The following is a 16,455-nucleotide window of genomic DNA, read 5'->3' on the forward strand; positions in this document are numbered from 1 at the left end:
GGGAACACCTGCGTGAACGGGCGACGAACGAGGCGACCCTAAGTCGTTGCTTCTACGTCTGGCGGACGGCCTGTCGGCCGTGCACCATGGAGAGATGGACCCGGTGGAGGCGCTGCGGGAAATAGCGTTCTGGCTCGAGCGCTCACGTGCCGAGACATACCGGATTGCCGCTTTCCGGCGGGCCGCGGACGTGGTCGCGAATCTGTCGGCCCGGGAGCGAGCCGCCCAGCAGAACGACAACTGGAAGTCGCTACCCGACGTCGGGGCCGAAGCTGCCGCGATCATCCGGGAGTGCGCGGAGTCGGTGCCGCCCTATCTCACGTACCTGCGGAGTTCCGCCGAGCCGATCGGACTCGGCGGCATGGAATTACTCGACGCCCTCCGCGGCGACCTGCACACGCATTCGGACTGGTCGGACGGCCGGTGCCCGATCAAGGAAATGATGCGCCGGGCGGCCACCCTGGGGCACGAGTACTGCGCGCTGACCGATCACTCGGCGCGACTGACGGCCGCCAACGGACTGACGTCGGAGCGCCTGCTCGCCCAGTTGAGCGTGATCGCCGAATTGAATGCCGAACTCGCGCCGTTCCGCGTCCTCACCGGCATCGAGGTCGACATCCTCGACGACGGGTCCCTCGACCAGGACGACGATCTGCTCGCGGACCTCGATGTCGTCGTCGCCAGTGTGCACTCCCACCTCGACAGCGACCGCGCCACGATGACGAAGCGGATGGTGCAGGCGGTCAAATCCCCACACGTCGATGTTCTAGGGCATTGCACCGGAAGACTCGTCGCGGGAAACAGGGGCACGCGGCCCGAATCGAAGTTCGATGCGGAGAAAGTATTCGACGCGTGCCGCGAGCACGGCACAGCGGTGGAGATCAATGCCCGGCCCGAGCGGCGGGATCCGCCCGGCCGCCTGATCGATCTCGCGCTCGCGAGCGGCTGCCTGTTCTCCGTCGACACCGACGCCCACTGCACCGGTCAGCTCGCGTGGCAGGGCTACGCCTGTGAACGCGCCGCCGAACGCGGCGTCGAGCCGGCGAACGTGATCAACACTCTGCCCGTGACCGAGCTGCTGGCGTGGACCGGCTCACACCACCGGCACTGACTCGTGGCCTGCTCATTGCGCTCACGGTCGCCGCGTTGCTGATCGCTGCCATGTGGGCGTTGCAGCGAAAGCTGATCTACTTCCCCGACGCCTCCCCGGTGCCATCGGCCCTACAGCTGTTCATCCGCGCCGAGGACGTCACACTGACGACGTCGGACGGCCTCGAGCTGGGCGCCTGGTACGTGCCTCCGGTCGGTGCGAGCCGGGAGATGACCGTGCTCGTCGCCAACGGGAATGCGGGTAACAGGGCGGATCGGGCATTGCTGGCGTCCGACCTGGCGGACGCCGGTTTCGCCACCCTGCTCTTCGACTACCGCGGGTACGGCGGCAACCCGGGTGAGCCCAGCGAGAAAGGACTGGCACTCGACGTCCGTGCGGCCTACCGGCACCTCGTCGACGAGCGCCGGGTGCCCCGCGAGCGGTTGCTGTACTTCGGTGAAAGCTTGGGCACCGGTGTGGTCACCGAACTCGCCACCGAGTATCCGCCGGCGGGGATGCTGCTGCGATCACCGTTCGTCGACCTGGCCTCGCTCGGGGCCCGGCACTACCCGTTCCTGCCGGTCCGGTTGCTGCTGCGCGACCGATTCCCGGTCGCGGAGTCGGTGGCACGAGTCGACGTGCCCACCACCGTGGTCTACGGGACGGCCGACACCATCGTGCCTCCCGACCACAGCGAACGGGTCGCCGACGCCGCCCGCGGACCGGTCGAGCGGGTGGCACTGCCAGGCGTGGGGCACAACGACGCCGTGATGTTCGGCGGTGCCACCATCGTCGACGCCACCGTGGCCCTCGCCGAGAGGGCGCTCCGCGCCCCGTGAGTGGTTAACGAGTCTCTGGACTCGCCGGCCACGCACAGGCGTTAGCGCACGATCACGACGTCCAGGGTGCGGGGGCCGTGGACGCCTTCGACGCGGTTGAGCTCGATGTCGCTGGTGGCGCTGGGGCCGCTGATGAACGTGAGCGGCCTGGTCGGGTCTAGGGCGTGGAAGGCTTGCGGCACGGTGTCGACGATCTGGTCGGCGCGGATGATGCAGATGTGGTGATCGGGGACCAGGGTCAGTGCCCGTCTGCCTTGACCGACGCCGCCGTCGAGAACAATTGTCCCGGTGGCCGCGATGCCCAGAGTGCACCCGGTGACGACGACCTCTATCGCGTCGAGTTCGAGTGTCGACAACTCCGCGGGTGCACCGTCGACGACGACGCCACGTCGTGGTCGCCACGACTCCGGCAGATCCGGTGGGACGACGGCGCGCGCCCCTTCCGCGATCAACCCGGTGACGACCTCGGCGACCGTGCTCTCGTCGGCGCGATGGACCTGGGCGCGGTAGTCGTCGACGGTGTGGGCGAACTTCTCGACGTCTCCGGGACCGGACATCGGCTTCCGGTGATAGTCGCGGGGCACGGGTTCGGGAGTGGGTGCATCAGCGATCGCCGATCGGATCCTGGCCAGTATAGCGTTGCGGGCGTCCATTATTCGGTGTCCTCGTGGGTGCGGGCCCACCACTGCCGGAAGGTTTCCTTCGGTGGGGAGGGAAGGTCTCGGCTCGACGTCCACTTCGATCCCGGGTACGGCAGCGACGTGATGCGTCCCTTCTTCCCGCCGAGCACCCGGCCGATCCTGGACGCCGTCTCGGCAGCGGCGAACCGCTTCTCGGATCCCATCACGAAGCCGGCGGCCTTCATCGCGAGGTCCTGCCCGCCGGGGAGGCCGTGCCGTTCCGAATCGACTTGCTCGGCCCGCAGATGCACCAGGATGCTCGGGATGTCGATGCGTACGGGGCACGCGTCGAAGCACGCACCGCACAGTGTCGACGCATAGGGCAGTGAGGCATTGGGGTCGTCGTGGCCGGTGGTGCCGGTGAGTTGCGGGCTGAGGATCGCGCCGATCGGCCCGGGATAGACGGAGCCGTACGCGTGGCCGCCCGCTCGCTCGTAGACGGGGCACACGTTCAGGCAGGCGCTGCACCGAATGCAGTGCAGAGCTGAGCGTCCCACATCGTCGGCGAGGACGTTGGTGCGACCGTTGTCGAGCAGGACGACGTGGAAGTTCTGCGGTCCGTCACCGGGATGAACGCCGGTCCACATGGAGGTGTAGGGATTCATGCGTTCGGCCGTCGAGGAGCGGGGAAGCAGTTGCATGAAGACTTCGAGGTCGGTGAACGCGGGCACCAGCTTCTCGATGCCCATCAGCGTGATCAGGGTGTCGGGGAGGGTGAGGCACATCCGTCCGTTGCCCTCCGATTCCACCACCGCTAGCGTCCCAGTCTCGGCGACACCGAAGTTCGCGCCACTGATCGCCACCTTGGCGGAGAGGAACTTTCGTCGAAGGTGTGCCCGCGCGGCCATTGCCAGCGCCCGCGGATCGTCGGTGATGCCGGCATCGATGTCTGGCATCGACTTCACGAAGATCTCCCGGATTTCAGCGCGATTCCGGTGGATTGCGGGGACCAGGATGTGACTCGGCTTGTCGTGTCCGAGTTGCACGATGAGCTCGGCGAGGTCCGTCTCGATCGCCGCGATCCCGTTCACCTCGAGGTACTCGTTCAGGCCCGTCTCCTGGGTGGCCATCGACTTGACCTTCACGACCTCGTCGGATCCGGTGGCCCGGACGAGGTCGGTGATGATCCGATTGGCCTCTTCCGAGTCGCGCGCCCAGTGGACGGTTCCCCCACGAGCGGTGACGTTTTCCTCGAATTGCACCAACAGTTCCGGCAGCCGGGACATCACCTGCGCCTTCAGTGCACTGCCCGCTCGGCGCAGCTCCTCCCAATCGTCGACCTCGGCAACCGCGGCGATCCGCTTGTTTCGGATGGTGGTGGTTGCCGCCCCCAGGTTGGCGCGCAACTGGGTATCAGCGAGTGACTTTCGCGCCGCGTCGGGGAAAGATTCTGTGCCCCGGATGTTTCCGGTGCCCGCATGGAAGGTGGGTGAGCCGAGGAACGTGGTCATGCGTTGCTCCCGATCTTCTCGGTGCTCGCCAGGATCTCGGCGAGGTGGACGGTGCGCACTCCGCTGCGTAGCCGGGACAGTCCGCCGCCGATGTGCATCAGGCAGGACGAGTCGCCGGCGCTGCACACTTCGGCGCCGGTGCGGAGCACGTTGCCCATCTTGTCGGCGAGCATGGCCGTCGAGGTGTCGGAATTCTTCAGGGCGAAGGTTCCGCCGAAACCGCAACAGGAATCGGCGGCGGGAAGCTCGATCAGCCTCATTCCGCGAACCGCGCGGAGCAGTTGCAGGGGTTTATCGCCTACCCGCAACATCCGGAGCGAGTGGCAGGTGGGGTGGTAGGTGACGCGATGCGGGTAGTAGGCGCCGACGTCAATGACACCCAGAACGTCGACCAGCAGCTCCGACAGCTCGTAGGTGCGGGCAGCGAGATCCTCGGCACGCGAGGCGAGGGACTCGTCACCGTAGCGTCGCGCCACCATTGCATGCTGATGACGGACGGATCCGACACACGAACCGGACGGTGCGACCGCCACATCCCAGGATTCGCTCTCGAACGCCTCGACGTGATGGCGGACCAGCGGAAGCGCCTCCGCCTGGTAACCGGTGTTGACGTGCATCTGCCCGCAACACGTCTGCTTCGGCGGAAACACCACCTGGTGGCCGAGGCGTTCGAGCAGCCGGACCGTGGCGGTGGCGCAGTCGGGAAACAGGGCATCCGCCAGGCATGTGGCGAACAAGGCGATCTTCATCGGTCCTCCAACCGGCTGGGCTGTGGTCTGACCACAGTAGCGCACTGTGGTCAGACCACACCAGGTAAACTCCGACTGTGCGTACACACGAGGTGGTCCTGCAGCGGATCGAGCGGGATCTGGCGGACGGAAAACTCGTGGTCGGCGACCGATTGCCCGCCGAACGTGCGCTCGCCGAAGAGCTCGGGGTCGGCCGCTCCTCCGTCCGGGAGGCCATCCGAGTGCTCGAAGCGATGGGCATCGTCCGCACGGCGGTGGGTTCGGGTCCGGACTCGGGGGCAATCGTGGCGGCAGATCCGGCCGCGTCCATCGGAGTGGCCCTGCGACTGCATATGGCGACGCACACGCTGCCGATCCGTGACGTCGTCCAGACTCGCATCCTGCTGGAGTCGTGGGCGGTGCAGGAGGCTGCCGAACGGGCAGGCGAACTCGACCTGCAGGGGCTCGATGCACTGCTCGACGCCATGGACGGCGAAACCTTGACGCCGGAGGCCTTCCACCGGCTCGACGCCGATCTGCACGTCGCGATGGCCGCGCTCGCAGGTAACGTCCTCGTCGAGGCCATGATGGTCTCGCTCCGCGAATCGATTTCCGGCTACGTCTTGCAAGCCGTTCCGCAGCTCGACGACTGGAACGAGGTCGCGCAGAACCTGCGCTGCGAGCACCGCGCCATCGTCGCCGCCCTACGCCGCGGGCACGGCACCAAGGCGTCCACCCTCGTCCGCGAACACATCGAGGGGTTCTACGGGCTGATTCGATAGGCGGCGCAGCGGCCTACAGCACCTGGGACAGGAACTGCTGCAGTCTCTCGGTCTGCGGTTTGTCGAAAAGCTGCTCCGGCGTACCGGTCTCGACCACAGCACCGTGGTCCATGAACAGCACCGTGTCCGACACCTCACGGGCAAAGCCCATCTCGTGGGTGACCACGACCATGGTCATGCCGCCCTTGGCAAGGTCGGCCATCAACGCGAGGACCCCCTTCACCAGTTCGGGGTCGAGCGCGGAGGTGGCCTCGTCGAAGAACATCACCTCGGGTTTCATGGCCAGCGCCCGGGCGATCGCGACCCGCTGTTGCTGACCGCCGGACAGGTTGCCCGGCCGCGAATCGGCCTTGTGCGCCAGTCCGACGAGCTCGAGCTGTTCGAGCGCCAGCGTCCGCGCCTCCTCCTTGGACAGGCCTTTGAGCTTGCGTGGGCCGAGTGCGATGTTGTCGACGACGGTCTTGTGCGGGAACAGGTTGAACTGCTGGAACACCATGCCGATCTGCTGCCGCAGCGTGTCCGGGTTGTCTTTCAGCACCGACTTGCCGTCGATCAAAATATCGCCCTGATTGGGTTCGTGCAGCCGGTTGAGCACTCGGAGCAGGGTGGACTTTCCGGAACCGGACGGGCCGATCACGGTGACGGTGTCCCCGGCGTCGACGTGGATGTCGACGCCGCGGAGCACCTTGTTGGTGCCGAACGCGAGGTGCAGGTTGGTGCCAGTGAGAGAGACGGCCATCGCCTTATCCCCTTTCCACGACGATGGACTGTTCCACCGGATCGAGCGTGCCGGACGTGTCGGCGCGGCCGGTGCGCAGACGGTGGTCGATGTAGTTGACGAGGTGTGTCAGCGGAATCGTCATGGCGAGATAGAACAGGCCGGCTGCGACGAGGGGCGACAGGTTTCCGGTTTGCGCGTTGAGATCGCGTCCCACGGCGAACAATTCGCGCTGCGTGACGAGCAGGCCGAGGAAGTAGATGAGCGACGAGTCCTTGATGAGGGAGATGAACTGGTTCATCAGTGCGGGCAGCACCCGCCGCACACCTTGGGGGATCACCACCAGCGTCATCGACTTGCGGTAACTGAAACCCAGGGCCCGGGCGGCCTCGAGCTGCCCCGGTTCGACGCTCTGGATTCCTGACCGGAAAATCTCACCGATGTAGGCGGACGCCAGCAGCGACAGTGCGGCGGCCCCCAGCCAGTACGGGTTGTTTCCGGTGAGGCCTCTCACCACCGGTCCCGCACCGAGCCCGACGATGAGGATGATCACCACGGCGGGAAGCCCGCGGAACACGTCGGTGTAGACCCGAGCCGGCCACCGCAGCCACCGCGTGCGGGAGATTCCGGCCATCGCGAGCAGCATGCCCAGCACGGTGCCGACGATGCCGGACGCCAACGCGAGAATCAGGGTGTTCGGCAGGCCGGTTTTCAGTAGATCGGGGAATGCCCGCGCGTACAGGTCCCAGTCGAAGAACGTGTCCTTCAGCTGTGCCAGTGTCGACTTCGGTTCGTTCACCGGGGTCTCGGCGTCGGTTTCGATGTTCTCGGCGGCGAGCGCCGCGAAGTCCGGCAGGTCCGGCATCGGCGCCGCCTTGCTGCCGGGCTTCCATCCCTCGGGCAGTTCGCGAGGCACCCAGTCCGAATACAGTTCCGCCCACGTGCCGTCCTCGATGGTCGCGTCGAGACCGGAGTTCAGCGCGTCGACCAGAGGCTGGTTCTCCTTCGCGACAGCCCACCCGACGAAGTTGTTGACGCTGAACGTGTTCTGCGCGATCGACGTCGGATCCCCCGGAGCGATGGCACCTTCCGCCTGCTGCGACGGCGCCACCCATGCGTCGATCTGCCCCGACTTCAGGTTCGCGTACGCCGTGGCGTAGTCGGGGAACTTCACCGGGTCGAGCTTCAGTGTGTTGACGACGTAGTCGTCCTGCACGGTGCCCTGCACGACGCCGATGCGGGTGGACGCGTTCAGGTCGTCAAAGCCCTTGATGGGTCCGCCGTTGGGGACGACGAGGGAGAAATAGCCGAAGTCGTAGCCGTTGGTGAAGCCGACGGTATTACGCCGCTCGTCCGTCGTCGTGATCGAGGACGATCCCACGTCGAACCGTCGCCCCGACACCTGCGCGAGGAGTCCGGCGAATTCGGTGCCGACGAAGTCGACGCGCAGACCGAGCTTCGCCGCGACGGCCTTCAGGAGTTCGTTGTCGTATCCCGTGAACTGGTTCTCGGCGTTCACGCAGATGCTCGGGGGTGCGTCCGACAGCGTGCCCACTGTCAGAACGCCGGGGGTGATGAGGTTCAGCTTCGACGTATCGATCTGGTTCAGCGGGGTGACATCGGGCGTGGTGTAGCGATCTTCCGCGCCGGCGCCCGCCGATGCGTCCAGGTTGGTGGGCGCAGCGGTCGCGGCGCCGACTCCCGGTGGCGCACACAGATCCTGTGGCGCCGCCCCCGAAGAACTGCTGTCGCTCGAACACGACGACAGGGTCAGCGCCATCAGGGCGGTCAGCAACAATGCCACCACCACACGGATCTTCGCTCCCACGGAAGAAAACATGGTGAGCAGCGTAACCCCGGCGGTGGCTGACGAGCGGGGTCGGAAGACGCGTGAGCGACGCCCGTCACTCCTCTCGTTTGGCATACATACAAGAGGAGTGACGACGATGGACGAAGCACGGCGGGCAGCGCGCGCGACCCGTGAATCCGGCCGTCAGACCCGCGACAGCTGCTGACAAACCAGAAAGGCGCACGGGCCGCAGACCTTGACAGGATATGAGCCCGACAGTCAATATATGCAAACGCTTAGAAAATAAGCAGACGCTTAGAATCGAATCGTAGGAGTTCCGCATGCCCGAGGCCGTCATCGTTTCCATCGCCCGTTCCCCGATCGGTCGCGCCATGAAGGGGTCGCTCAAGGGCATGCGCCCGGACGACCTGGCCGCGCAGATGGTGCAGGCTGCCCTGGACAAGGTCCCCGCCCTCGACCCCACCGACATCAACGACCTGATCCTGGGTTGCGGGCTGCCCGGCGGCGAGCAGGGCTTCAACATGGGCCGCAACGTCGCCGTGCAGTTGGGCTACGACTTCATTCCCGGCACCACCATCACCCGCTACTGTTCCTCGTCGCTGCAGACCACCCGCATGGCGCTGCACGCGATCAAGGCCGGCGAGGGTGATGTGTTCATTTCCGCCGGTGTCGAGACGGTGTCCCGGTTCATCAAGGGCAGCTCCGACTCGCTGCCCGACACCCAGAACCCGCTCTACGCCGACGCCCAGGCCCGCACCGAGAAGCTCGCCCAGGGCGGCCAGCAGTGGGTCGACCCCCGCGAGGAAGGGCTCGTCCCCGACACCTACATCGCGATGGGCCAGACCGCGGAGAACGTCGCCCAGATCACCGGCATCACCCGCGAGGAGCAGGACCGGTGGGCGGTGCGCTCGCAGAACCGGGCGGAGGCGGCCATCAACAGCGGTTTCTTCGAGCGGGAGATCACCCCGGTGACGCTGCCCGACGGCACCGTCGTGTCGAAGGACGACGGCCCCCGCGCCGGCACCACCTACGAGGCCGTGTCGCAGCTCAAGCCGGTGTTCCGGCCGGACGGCACCGTGACCGCCGGCAACGCGTGCCCGCTCAACGACGGCGCCGCCGCCCTGGTGATCATGTCCGACACCAAGGCCAAGGAGCTGGGGTTGACCCCGCTGGCGCGGATCGTGTCGACCGGGGTGTCCGGGCTCTCGCCGGAGATCATGGGGCTGGGCCCGATCGAGGCCACCAAGCGGGCCCTGGCCATCGCCGGGATGGGTATCTCCGACATCGACCTGTTCGAGATCAACGAGGCGTTCGCGGTGCAGGTCCTCGGGTCGGCGCGGGAACTCGGCATCGATGAGGACAAACTCAACGTCTCCGGCGGTGCGATCGCCCTCGGTCACCCGTTCGGCATGACCGGTGCCCGGATCACCGCGACCCTGCTGAACAACCTGCAGTCCAGCGACAAGCAGTTCGGTGTCGAAACCATGTGCGTCGGTGGTGGCCAGGGCATGGCCATGGTCCTCGAACGGCTGTAGGCGGCTGCGCCGCCCGTGAGTGGTTAACGAGTGCAGAGACTCGTTAACCACTCACGGGCGCGGAGCGCCTATGCGAGGCCCGACAACGGCGGCGGGGTGTTCTCGTCCCGCCACGCGATGGCTTCCTTCAGTTCGGTGAGGTCGAAGTCGGGTCCGCTGGTGCCGACGGTGAACAGTGTGACCCCGGCGTCGACGTAGGCGGCGGCTTCGTCCGAGCCCGGCCAGGACGTGGAGTGCGCAATGGTGTCGGGGTTGCGACCGTGGTCGGCGCAGCGGTCGGCGAGGATGCCCGACTTCCGCGCGTGGGTTTCGATGTCGCTGAAGCTGTGCCAGATGTCGCCGTACTGTGCGACGAGGGGCAGTGTCTTCTTCTCGCCGCCGCCCCCGATGAGGATCGGGATGTGCCGCGTGGGCGCGGGTTCGAGCTTGCCGAACCGGGCGGTGATCCGCGGCAAGTACTCGGCCAGCAGGTCCAGCCGCGACCCCTTGGTGCCGAAGTCGTACCCGTATTCGTCGTAGTCGCGCTCGAACCATCCGGAACCGATCCCGAGGATCAGCCGTCCCCCGCTGATGTGGTCGACGGTGCGGGCCATGTCGGCGAGCAGGTCCGGGTTGCGGTAGCCGGCGCAGGTGACGAGGGCGCCGATTTCCACTCGTTCCGTCTGTTCGGCGAATGCTCCGAGCATCGTCCAGCATTCGAAGTGGGCACCGGCCGGGTCGCCGTACAGCGGGTAGAAGTGGTCCCAGTTGAAGACGATGTCGACGCCGGCGTCTTCGGCCCGCAGAACGGCGTCGCGAATCAGTCCGTAGTCGGGCGCGTGTTGCGGCTGAATCTGGACACCGATTCGAACTGAACGGGTCATACGTGGCTCCTCGAATGAGTGCGGCGGCCCTGTGTCGAGGGCCCGTGCGTGCAGGTCGTTTACGAATCCATCTTGCTCGCCTCGACGGGGTACGGCCACCGACTCCGTGTGAACCGGTCAACTCCCGGGTACTTGACGGCAGGCCAGACCGTTGACGACCGAGATGAGGTTCGACCCGATGAGCGCTGTGTCCGCCTTCGTATTCGCACCGTCGCCCTTGCTGACGGTGACGATCGAAGCCGCCCCGGACGAGAGCACCGAACTGCACGTGCACGCCGGTGGACAGGGGGTATGGATTGCCAGGATGGCGGCGACGCTCGGCCTCGACGTCACGTTGTGCGGGGTGTTCGGTGGGGAGACGGGGGGCATCCTCCAGTCCCTCATCGAGCGTGAAGGTATAAAGGTCCGCGCGATTTCCACGGCCGGTGAGAACGGGTCCTATGTACACGACCGCCGTGGGGGTGATCGGAAGCCGCTGGCCGAGGTCCGCCCACGTGTCCTGTCTCGGCACGAGGTCGACGACCTGTTCGGCGGGTCGCTGGCCGAGGGAATCACAGCGGATGTCGCGGTGCTCGGCGGCCCACACGAGAACAACGTGGTGCCCCCGGAGATTTACACCCGGTTGGTGGGAGATCTTCGGGCGTTGAAGGTTCCGGTGGTTGCCGACCTGTCCGGTCCCACGATGACGGCGGCCCTCGAGGGTGGCCTGACTGTACTGAAGGTGAGCCATGAAGATCTCATCGAGGACGGGCACGCGCAGTCGGAGAAGCCGGAGGATCTAGCCGAAGCGATGCGTGCCCTTGCGGCGGAAGGAGCCGACCACGTCGTCGTCTCACGAGCAGGAGATCCGGCGATGGCCCTCGTCGACGGCGACATCTGGGAGGTGCTGATTCCGCCCATGAATATCGTCGACCACCGGGGTGCCGGAGACTCGATGACCGCCGGTATCGCCGCAGCCTTGGCCCGCGGCAAATCGATGAACGACGCATTGCAGTTCGGCGCCGCAGCCGGCGCTGTGAACGTGACGCGCCGTGGTCTCGCGACGGGACAACCGGACCTGATCGCGAAGATGGTGGAGAACATTCGGGTGCGGCGGATGACCGAGCCGAAGGGTCAGAAGCAGTGAGGGCTCTGGTCACCAATGACGACGGCGTGGACAGTCACGGTATTTCCCTGCTCGCCCGCCTGGCGTTCGCCGCCGGACTCGACGTGGTGGTCGCGGCACCGCACGAGGAGCGCAGTGGAGCGAGCGCGTCGCTGACCGCGTTGGAAAGCAACGGCCGGCTGCGGATGTCGAGGCGGGAATTCCCGGACCTTCCCGGGGTGGCGGTCCATGCGGTGGAAGCGTCCCCCGCGCTGATCAGTTTCGTGGCGACGAGCGGTGCGTTCGGGCCGCCACCGGACATCGTGCTGTCGGGAATCAATCACGGCCCCAACACTGGTCACGCGATTCTGCATTCGGGCACGGTCGGGGCGGCGCTGACGGGCGCCACGCACGGCACGCTGGCGTTGGCGGTGTCGCTGGCCACGTCGAACCCCACGCATTGGGACACCGCCGAAGTCGTGTGCCGGCAGGCGTTGGACTGGATCGTCGAGAACGGCACCGCGGGCACGGTGCTGAATGTGAACGCACCGGACATTCCGCTCGACGAGTTGAAGGGGCTGCGCCCGGCCCCGCTCGCGGCATTCGGTGCCGTCCAGGCGAACGTCGGTGAAGCGGACGACGGGTTCGTGACCGTCACGTTCGCCGAAATTCACGCCGACGACAACGAGGATTCCGAGGAGACCGATGCCGGTGTCCTCGTTCGTGGTTGGGCGAGCGCGACCGCGCTCAGGGCACCTTTCGAGGCGGTCGACGTGGACATCAGCACGTTGAACTGGACACGCTGACCGGGCGATCCGGCTGTGCTGGTCACCGACATCAACTCAGCCGCACACCACCCGCCAGCAGCATCGCCCGCAGGACGAACGCTGCTTCCGGGCCGATGATTTCACCCACCAAGGTGAGGTAGCGGTCGACGTACTCCGGTCCGTGTGCCGCGGTGCTCGGATCGTCGGGGTCGGAGGGGTCCAGGTGATGTGCGATCTCGTGCAGTACCACCAGTTCCCGGAATGCCCAGGCTTTGCCGCTGCGGTACTCGGGGACGGCCATTGTGGCGCAGTCACTTTCGTAGTGCGCGGCCTTGCTGCCCGCCCTCGTGCGCACATGGATCGGCGTGGCGGCTCGCGCCCACGTCTCCCGCACCCAGTTGAGAGCGAGCACCCGGTTCACGTAGTCCTGCACCGACTCGATGGACGCGAATTTCCGTTCCACCGGCAGCGTCACCTGCGACCCCAGCACGTCGACGACGCGCAGCCCACGCTCGTCGGCGCGATCGAACATCGTGCGCACCAACGCTTCCGCCTCATAGACGGCAGCACGCTGGGTGTCGCGGGTGCGCCTCACGACGGAATCTGTTTTCGTGCGGTCGACAGCTCGGGCGAATTGCTCAATCGCGCCGTCCGTGCGGCCCGGTCCCCGGCCCGGCGAGCGCCCGACGCGTGGCCCGCCGACGCGCGCGCCCCACGCCACGTCCCGCGTGCCTGAGAGTTCTCGGAGTAGTAGTCCTTCAGCTCGAGCTGCTTGTCGCGCAGCACTAGCGCGGTCTCCGCCGACGACTCCGGAACGGACGTCGCCTCGTCCTCGGCGTCCCTCTTCGCGTCGGCGAGGCGGTGCCCGATGCGTGCTGCGTAGGCGAGTTGAAAGTTCAGCCGGGCGGTCACACCCGCAACCGGTCGCCGCACCGTGGTCCGGACCCGACGCCGTCCGCGCTGCTCGACCTGGGTGCGCATCGTCGTCTCGTTCCGGTACTCGCCCGATTTGATGTAGGCGTCGGACGCCCTCACCATCTGGATCAGCAGGCTCGTGTACAGGGCCTCGCACACGTCGATGTCGCCGGCGAATCCGTAGGCGTAGATCACGGCCGACGTCTGTGCGATGTCGCATTGGACGTCGTTGGCGGCGGCGATAACCAGAAACAGCTGCGCGTAGGTGCGCAGTCCCTTCTTGCCCGGTTCCCCGATGGTGATCAGGCGTTGAGTAGGGGTAGCCCGCTTCTCCTTGCCCGCAGCGTGTGACCGGGCCACGGCCAGGTCGATGGAGGCGGCCGTCGCGAGCCGCTGCGCCGCGGCCATGAACGCTTCACCCTCGTGCGGGTTGTCGGTGGATTCCGCCTGCCGGAGCAGCCCACCGATGCGGGTCAGCATCTTGTCGGAACTCACCAGGGCAGGCTACGCCCGTGAGTGGTTGACGAGTCCAGACACTCCTCAACCGCGCACGGGCGCGGAGCGCCTCGGGACCCGGAAAGGTACATTCGCACGCACGTGCGCGCGCTGCGCCGGGTAGAAGGGACTTCGACGTTCATGGCCACAGTGACCTATGACGGTGCCACCTGTTTGTTCCCCGGCTCGGACAAGCCGGCCGTCGATCAGCTCGATCTGAAGATCGAGGACGGTGAGTTCCTCGTGCTGGTCGGACCCTCCGGCTGCGGCAAGTCCACATCACTGCGCATGCTCGCGGGACTCGAAGACGTGCACAGTGGGCGAATCCTCATTGGCGACCGGGACGTCACCGGCCAGGAGCCGAAGCAGCGGGATATTGCGATGGTGTTCCAGAACTACGCCCTCTATCCGCACATGTCGGTGGCCGAGAACATGGGTTTCGCGCTGAAGCTCGCCGGGAAACCGAAGGCCGACATCAGGCAGCGCGTCGAGGAGACGGCCAAGCTGCTCGACCTCGAGCCGTACCTCGACCGCAAGCCCAAGGCGCTGTCCGGCGGTCAGCGTCAGCGGGTCGCGATGGGCCGTGCGATCGTCCGGCAACCTCAGGTGTTCCTGATGGACGAGCCGCTGTCGAACCTCGACGCCAAGCTCCGCGTGCAGACGCGGACGCAGATCGCGCAACTTCAGCGCCGCCTCGAGACCACGATGGTGTACGTGACCCACGACCAGGTCGAGGCGATGACGATGGGTGATCGGGTGGCTGTGCTCAAGGATGGGGTGCTGCAGCAGTGCGCTTCGCCGCGCGACCTCTACAGCAAGCCGGCCAACGTGTTCGTCGCCGGCTTCATGGGTTCGCCGTCGATGAATCTGTTCACCCTGCCGATCACTCCGGACGGGGTCGTGCTCGGCGACGCGACGATTCCCCTGCCCCGCCAACTGCGCTCGGAATCGTCCGAAACCCAGGTGGTGGTGGGCATCCGTCCCGAGCACCTCGAGCTGTCCACCACGGGCATCCCGATGGAGGTCGCGGTGGTCGAGGAGCTCGGATCCGACGCCTACATCTACGGTCGCAGCACCGTCAACGGCGAGACACACCAGCTGGTGGCACGCGCCGATTGGCGGAACCCCCCACGCAAGGGCGACCTGGTGAAACTGCACGTCGATCCCGCCGCGGTACACCTGTTCTCGGCGTCCGAGGGATACCGGCTGAGCTAGCCGCGGAGTCCGCGCCGCCGTTCCTGAACGATTCAGGTCGGGGGTAATGCGGCACTTCGGCCGTGTTCCGTGCCACAGTATGTTCCGACACCGCACCGGTGCCGACGGATTTCGTGTGCAATGTGCCGGAATCCCGGTGCCGGTGGCGGGTTCATCCACATCTACCTACGGGGAGACTCCATGGTTCAGATTTCGAGAGCGGTCCGGCGCGCCGCGGTGCTTGCCACCGCTGCGTCGCTGGTCACGCTCACCGCGTGCTCGAGCGACAGCGGCAGCGACTCCACGTCGGAGAACCTCGACGGCCGCGGACCCATCACGTACGTCGAGGGCAAGGACACCACCGAGACCGGGGTCGTCCGCCAGATCATCGACGCGTGGAATGCCGAGCACCCGGACGAGCAGGTGACGTTCAAGGAGCAGTCGAACGACGCCGATCAGGCGCACGACGACCTCGTCCAGCACCTGCAGGCCAAGCAGTCCGACTACGACGTCGTGGCACTCGACGTGCCCTGGACCGCGGAGTTCGCGGCCAAGGGCTGGCTGCAGCCGCTGACCGGTGAGTTCGCGGTCGACAACACCGGAATCCTCCCCGCCACCGTGGAAAGTGCCACCTACAACGGCACCCAGTACGCGGCACCCAAGAACACCAACGGTGGGCTGCTGTACTACCGCAGCGACCTGCTCCCCGCCGCCCCGAAGACGTGGACGGAACTCGTCGCGGCGTGCGAGGTGGCCAAGACCAACAACATCGACTGCTACGCCGGTCAGTTCGCGCCCTACGAGGGCCTGACGGTGAACACCGCCGAGGTCATCAACGCGTTCGGTGGTTCGTTCGTCGGTGAGGACGGCAAGACCCCCACCGTCGACAGCCCGGAGTCCCGCGCGGGTCTGCAGGTCCTCGTGGACAACTTCAAGAACGGGGACATCCCGGCTCAGGACACCACGTTCAAGGAGCCCGAAAGCCAGAAGGCCTTCGAGGACGGCAAGGCGCTGTTCCTGCGTAACTGGCCGTACGTGTACGCCAACGCCGAGAAGGACTCGTCCGCGGTGAAGGGCAAGTTCGCGGTCGCCCCGCTGCCCGGCAAGGACGGCATCGGCACCTCGACGCTCGGTGGCTACAACGCCGCCATCAGCGCGTTCTCGGAGAACAAGGCAACCGCTCGCGACTTCCTGACCTTCCTGCAGGGCGAGCAGGCGCAGCGCATCATGGCGATGGACTCGCTTCCCCCGGTCCGTGCCGCGCTGTACGACGACCCGGAGATCGTGGCGAAGTACCCCTTCATGCCCACGCTGAAGGTGTCGATCGAAAACGCTGTTCCCCGCCCGGTCACCCCGTTCTACCCGGCTGTGTCGAAGGCCGTGCAGGACAACGCCTACGCCGCCATCAAGGGTGAGAAGTCCGTCGACCAGGCGATCACGGACATGCAGTCCGGTATCCAGTCCGCGGGCTCGTAGCAACACCGGCTCGTAGAACACAGGAGTG

Annotated in this window: 16 protein-coding genes; 8 read left to right on the forward strand and 8 right to left on the reverse strand. The window is 66.5% G+C overall.

Annotated elements, in window-relative coordinates:
• Window positions 1-94 precede the first annotated feature (94 nt).
• Together HYG77_RS16755 and HYG77_RS16760 are read left to right on the forward strand one after the other, a co-directional pair.
• Window positions 95-1,111: a PHP domain-containing protein gene (locus HYG77_RS16755; protein WP_208959954.1), complete on the forward strand. Its 1,017-nt coding sequence runs from the start codon at window positions 95-97 to the stop codon at window positions 1,109-1,111.
• The gene (locus HYG77_RS16760; protein WP_208963415.1) at window positions 1,108-1,929 is read left to right on the forward strand and encodes an alpha/beta hydrolase; all 822 of its coding nucleotides are present in this window, start codon (window positions 1,108-1,110) and stop codon (window positions 1,927-1,929) included. Before HYG77_RS16755 ends, HYG77_RS16760 begins: the two co-directional genes overlap by 4 nt.
• A 41-nt stretch (window positions 1,930-1,970) precedes the next feature.
• Here HYG77_RS16760 and HYG77_RS16765 read toward each other — a convergent pair whose 3' ends face one another.
• From HYG77_RS16765 to HYG77_RS16775, 3 genes are read right to left on the reverse strand one after another with little or no spacing between them, the layout of a single operon-like run.
• The gene (locus tag HYG77_RS16765) at window positions 1,971-2,582 is read right to left on the reverse strand and encodes a lactate utilization protein C (RefSeq protein WP_208959955.1); all 612 of its coding nucleotides are present in this window, start codon (window positions 2,580-2,582) and stop codon (window positions 1,971-1,973) included.
• The gene (locus HYG77_RS16770) at window positions 2,582-4,060 is read right to left on the reverse strand and encodes a LutB/LldF family L-lactate oxidation iron-sulfur protein (protein ID WP_208959956.1); all 1,479 of its coding nucleotides are present in this window, start codon (window positions 4,058-4,060) and stop codon (window positions 2,582-2,584) included. The genes HYG77_RS16765 and HYG77_RS16770 overlap by 1 nt, the downstream gene beginning before the upstream one ends.
• Window positions 4,057-4,809 carry a (Fe-S)-binding protein gene (locus HYG77_RS16775; protein ID WP_208959957.1) on the reverse strand — a complete coding sequence of 251 codons (753 nt, stop codon included), beginning with the start codon at window positions 4,807-4,809 and terminating at the stop codon, window positions 4,057-4,059. The genes HYG77_RS16770 and HYG77_RS16775 overlap by 4 nt, the downstream gene beginning before the upstream one ends.
• A gap of 77 nt (window positions 4,810-4,886) precedes the next feature.
• Between HYG77_RS16775 and HYG77_RS16780 the strand changes: the two genes are divergently transcribed.
• The gene (locus HYG77_RS16780; RefSeq protein WP_208959958.1) at window positions 4,887-5,570 is read left to right on the forward strand and encodes a FadR/GntR family transcriptional regulator; all 684 of its coding nucleotides are present in this window, start codon (window positions 4,887-4,889) and stop codon (window positions 5,568-5,570) included.
• 13 nt (window positions 5,571-5,583) lie between these two features.
• Here the strand turns inward: HYG77_RS16780 and HYG77_RS16785 are convergent, their stop codons facing one another.
• Both HYG77_RS16785 and HYG77_RS16790 read right to left on the reverse strand, forming a co-directional pair.
• Entirely contained in the window at window positions 5,584-6,309 is a 726-nt protein-coding gene (locus tag HYG77_RS16785) for an amino acid ABC transporter ATP-binding protein (protein WP_208959959.1), read from the reverse strand.
• 4 nt (window positions 6,310-6,313) lie between these two features.
• Entirely contained in the window at window positions 6,314-8,128 is a 1,815-nt protein-coding gene (locus HYG77_RS16790; protein WP_208959960.1) for an ABC transporter substrate-binding protein/permease, read from the reverse strand.
• Window positions 8,129-8,418: 290 nt separating this feature from the next.
• On the opposite strand from HYG77_RS16790, the gene HYG77_RS16795 reads away from it, so the two are divergent.
• Window positions 8,419-9,633: an acetyl-CoA C-acetyltransferase gene (locus HYG77_RS16795; protein WP_208959961.1), complete on the forward strand. Its 1,215-nt coding sequence runs from the start codon at window positions 8,419-8,421 to the stop codon at window positions 9,631-9,633.
• Window positions 9,634-9,701: 68 nt separating this feature from the next.
• Here the strand turns inward: HYG77_RS16795 and HYG77_RS16800 are convergent, their stop codons facing one another.
• Window positions 9,702-10,496, reverse strand: a complete 795-nt coding sequence (locus HYG77_RS16800; RefSeq protein ID WP_208959962.1) for an LLM class F420-dependent oxidoreductase — start codon at window positions 10,494-10,496, stop codon at window positions 9,702-9,704.
• 178 nt (window positions 10,497-10,674) lie between these two features.
• Here HYG77_RS16800 and HYG77_RS16805 point away from each other — a divergent pair, with 178 nt between their 5' ends.
• Together HYG77_RS16805 and HYG77_RS16810 are read left to right on the forward strand one after the other, a co-directional pair.
• Window positions 10,675-11,622 carry a PfkB family carbohydrate kinase gene (locus tag HYG77_RS16805; RefSeq protein ID WP_244372908.1) on the forward strand — a complete coding sequence of 316 codons (948 nt, stop codon included), beginning with the start codon at window positions 10,675-10,677 and terminating at the stop codon, window positions 11,620-11,622.
• Complete coding sequence (locus HYG77_RS16810; protein WP_208959963.1) at window positions 11,619-12,386, forward strand: 5'/3'-nucleotidase SurE; 768 nt, start codon at window positions 11,619-11,621, stop codon at window positions 12,384-12,386. The genes HYG77_RS16805 and HYG77_RS16810 overlap by 4 nt, the downstream gene beginning before the upstream one ends.
• Window positions 12,387-12,417: 31 nt before the next feature.
• Here the strand turns inward: HYG77_RS16810 and HYG77_RS16815 are convergent, their stop codons facing one another.
• Window positions 12,418-12,942 (reverse strand): TIGR04338 family metallohydrolase, encoded by a 525-nt coding sequence (locus tag HYG77_RS16815; protein ID WP_208959964.1) that lies wholly within the window; start codon window positions 12,940-12,942, stop codon window positions 12,418-12,420.
• Entirely contained in the window at window positions 12,939-13,757 is an 819-nt protein-coding gene (locus tag HYG77_RS16820; protein WP_208959965.1) for a DUF2786 domain-containing protein, read from the reverse strand. The genes HYG77_RS16815 and HYG77_RS16820 overlap by 4 nt, the downstream gene beginning before the upstream one ends.
• A gap of 141 nt (window positions 13,758-13,898) precedes the next feature.
• On the opposite strand from HYG77_RS16820, the gene ugpC reads away from it, so the two are divergent.
• Window positions 13,899-14,972 (forward strand): sn-glycerol-3-phosphate ABC transporter ATP-binding protein UgpC, encoded by a 1,074-nt coding sequence (gene ugpC / locus HYG77_RS16825; RefSeq protein ID WP_109334628.1) that lies wholly within the window; start codon window positions 13,899-13,901, stop codon window positions 14,970-14,972.
• A gap of 180 nt (window positions 14,973-15,152) precedes the next feature.
• Window positions 15,153-16,427, forward strand: coding sequence for an ABC transporter substrate-binding protein (locus HYG77_RS16830; protein WP_109335475.1), 1,275 nt, complete (start codon window positions 15,153-15,155; stop codon window positions 16,425-16,427).
• Window positions 16,428-16,455 lie beyond the last annotated feature (28 nt).

Origin of the sequence: Rhodococcus sp. ZPP, assembly GCF_017656075.1 — a bacterium.
Classification (GTDB): Bacteria; Actinomycetota; Actinomycetes; order Mycobacteriales; family Mycobacteriaceae; genus Rhodococcus_F; species Rhodococcus_F oxybenzonivorans.

Bases quoted from the DNA above. Each gene is read 5' to 3' on its own strand.
- HYG77_RS16775 (WP_208959957.1), bottom strand. From the start codon at position 4,809: ATGAAGATCGCCTTGTTCGCCACATGCCTGGCGGATGCCCTGTTTCCC.
- HYG77_RS16795 (WP_208959961.1), top strand. From the start codon at position 8,419: ATGCCCGAGGCCGTCATCGTTTCCATCGCCCGTTCCCCGATCGGTCGC.
- HYG77_RS16790 (WP_208959960.1), bottom strand. From the start codon at position 8,128: ATGTTTTCTTCCGTGGGAGCGAAGATCCGTGTGGTGGTGGCATTGTTG.
- HYG77_RS16830 (WP_109335475.1), top strand. From the start codon at position 15,153: ATGGTTCAGATTTCGAGAGCGGTCCGGCGCGCCGCGGTGCTTGCCACC.
- HYG77_RS16805 (WP_244372908.1), top strand. From the start codon at position 10,675: ATGAGCGCTGTGTCCGCCTTCGTATTCGCACCGTCGCCCTTGCTGACG.
- HYG77_RS16755 (WP_208959954.1), top strand. From the start codon at position 95: ATGGACCCGGTGGAGGCGCTGCGGGAAATAGCGTTCTGGCTCGAGCGC.
- HYG77_RS16765 (WP_208959955.1), bottom strand. From the start codon at position 2,582: ATGGACGCCCGCAACGCTATACTGGCCAGGATCCGATCGGCGATCGCT.
- HYG77_RS16770 (WP_208959956.1), bottom strand. From the start codon at position 4,060: ATGACCACGTTCCTCGGCTCACCCACCTTCCATGCGGGCACCGGAAAC.
- HYG77_RS16800 (WP_208959962.1), bottom strand. From the start codon at position 10,496: ATGACCCGTTCAGTTCGAATCGGTGTCCAGATTCAGCCGCAACACGCG.
- ugpC (WP_109334628.1), top strand. From the start codon at position 13,899: ATGGCCACAGTGACCTATGACGGTGCCACCTGTTTGTTCCCCGGCTCG.
- HYG77_RS16785 (WP_208959959.1), bottom strand. From the start codon at position 6,309: ATGGCCGTCTCTCTCACTGGCACCAACCTGCACCTCGCGTTCGGCACC.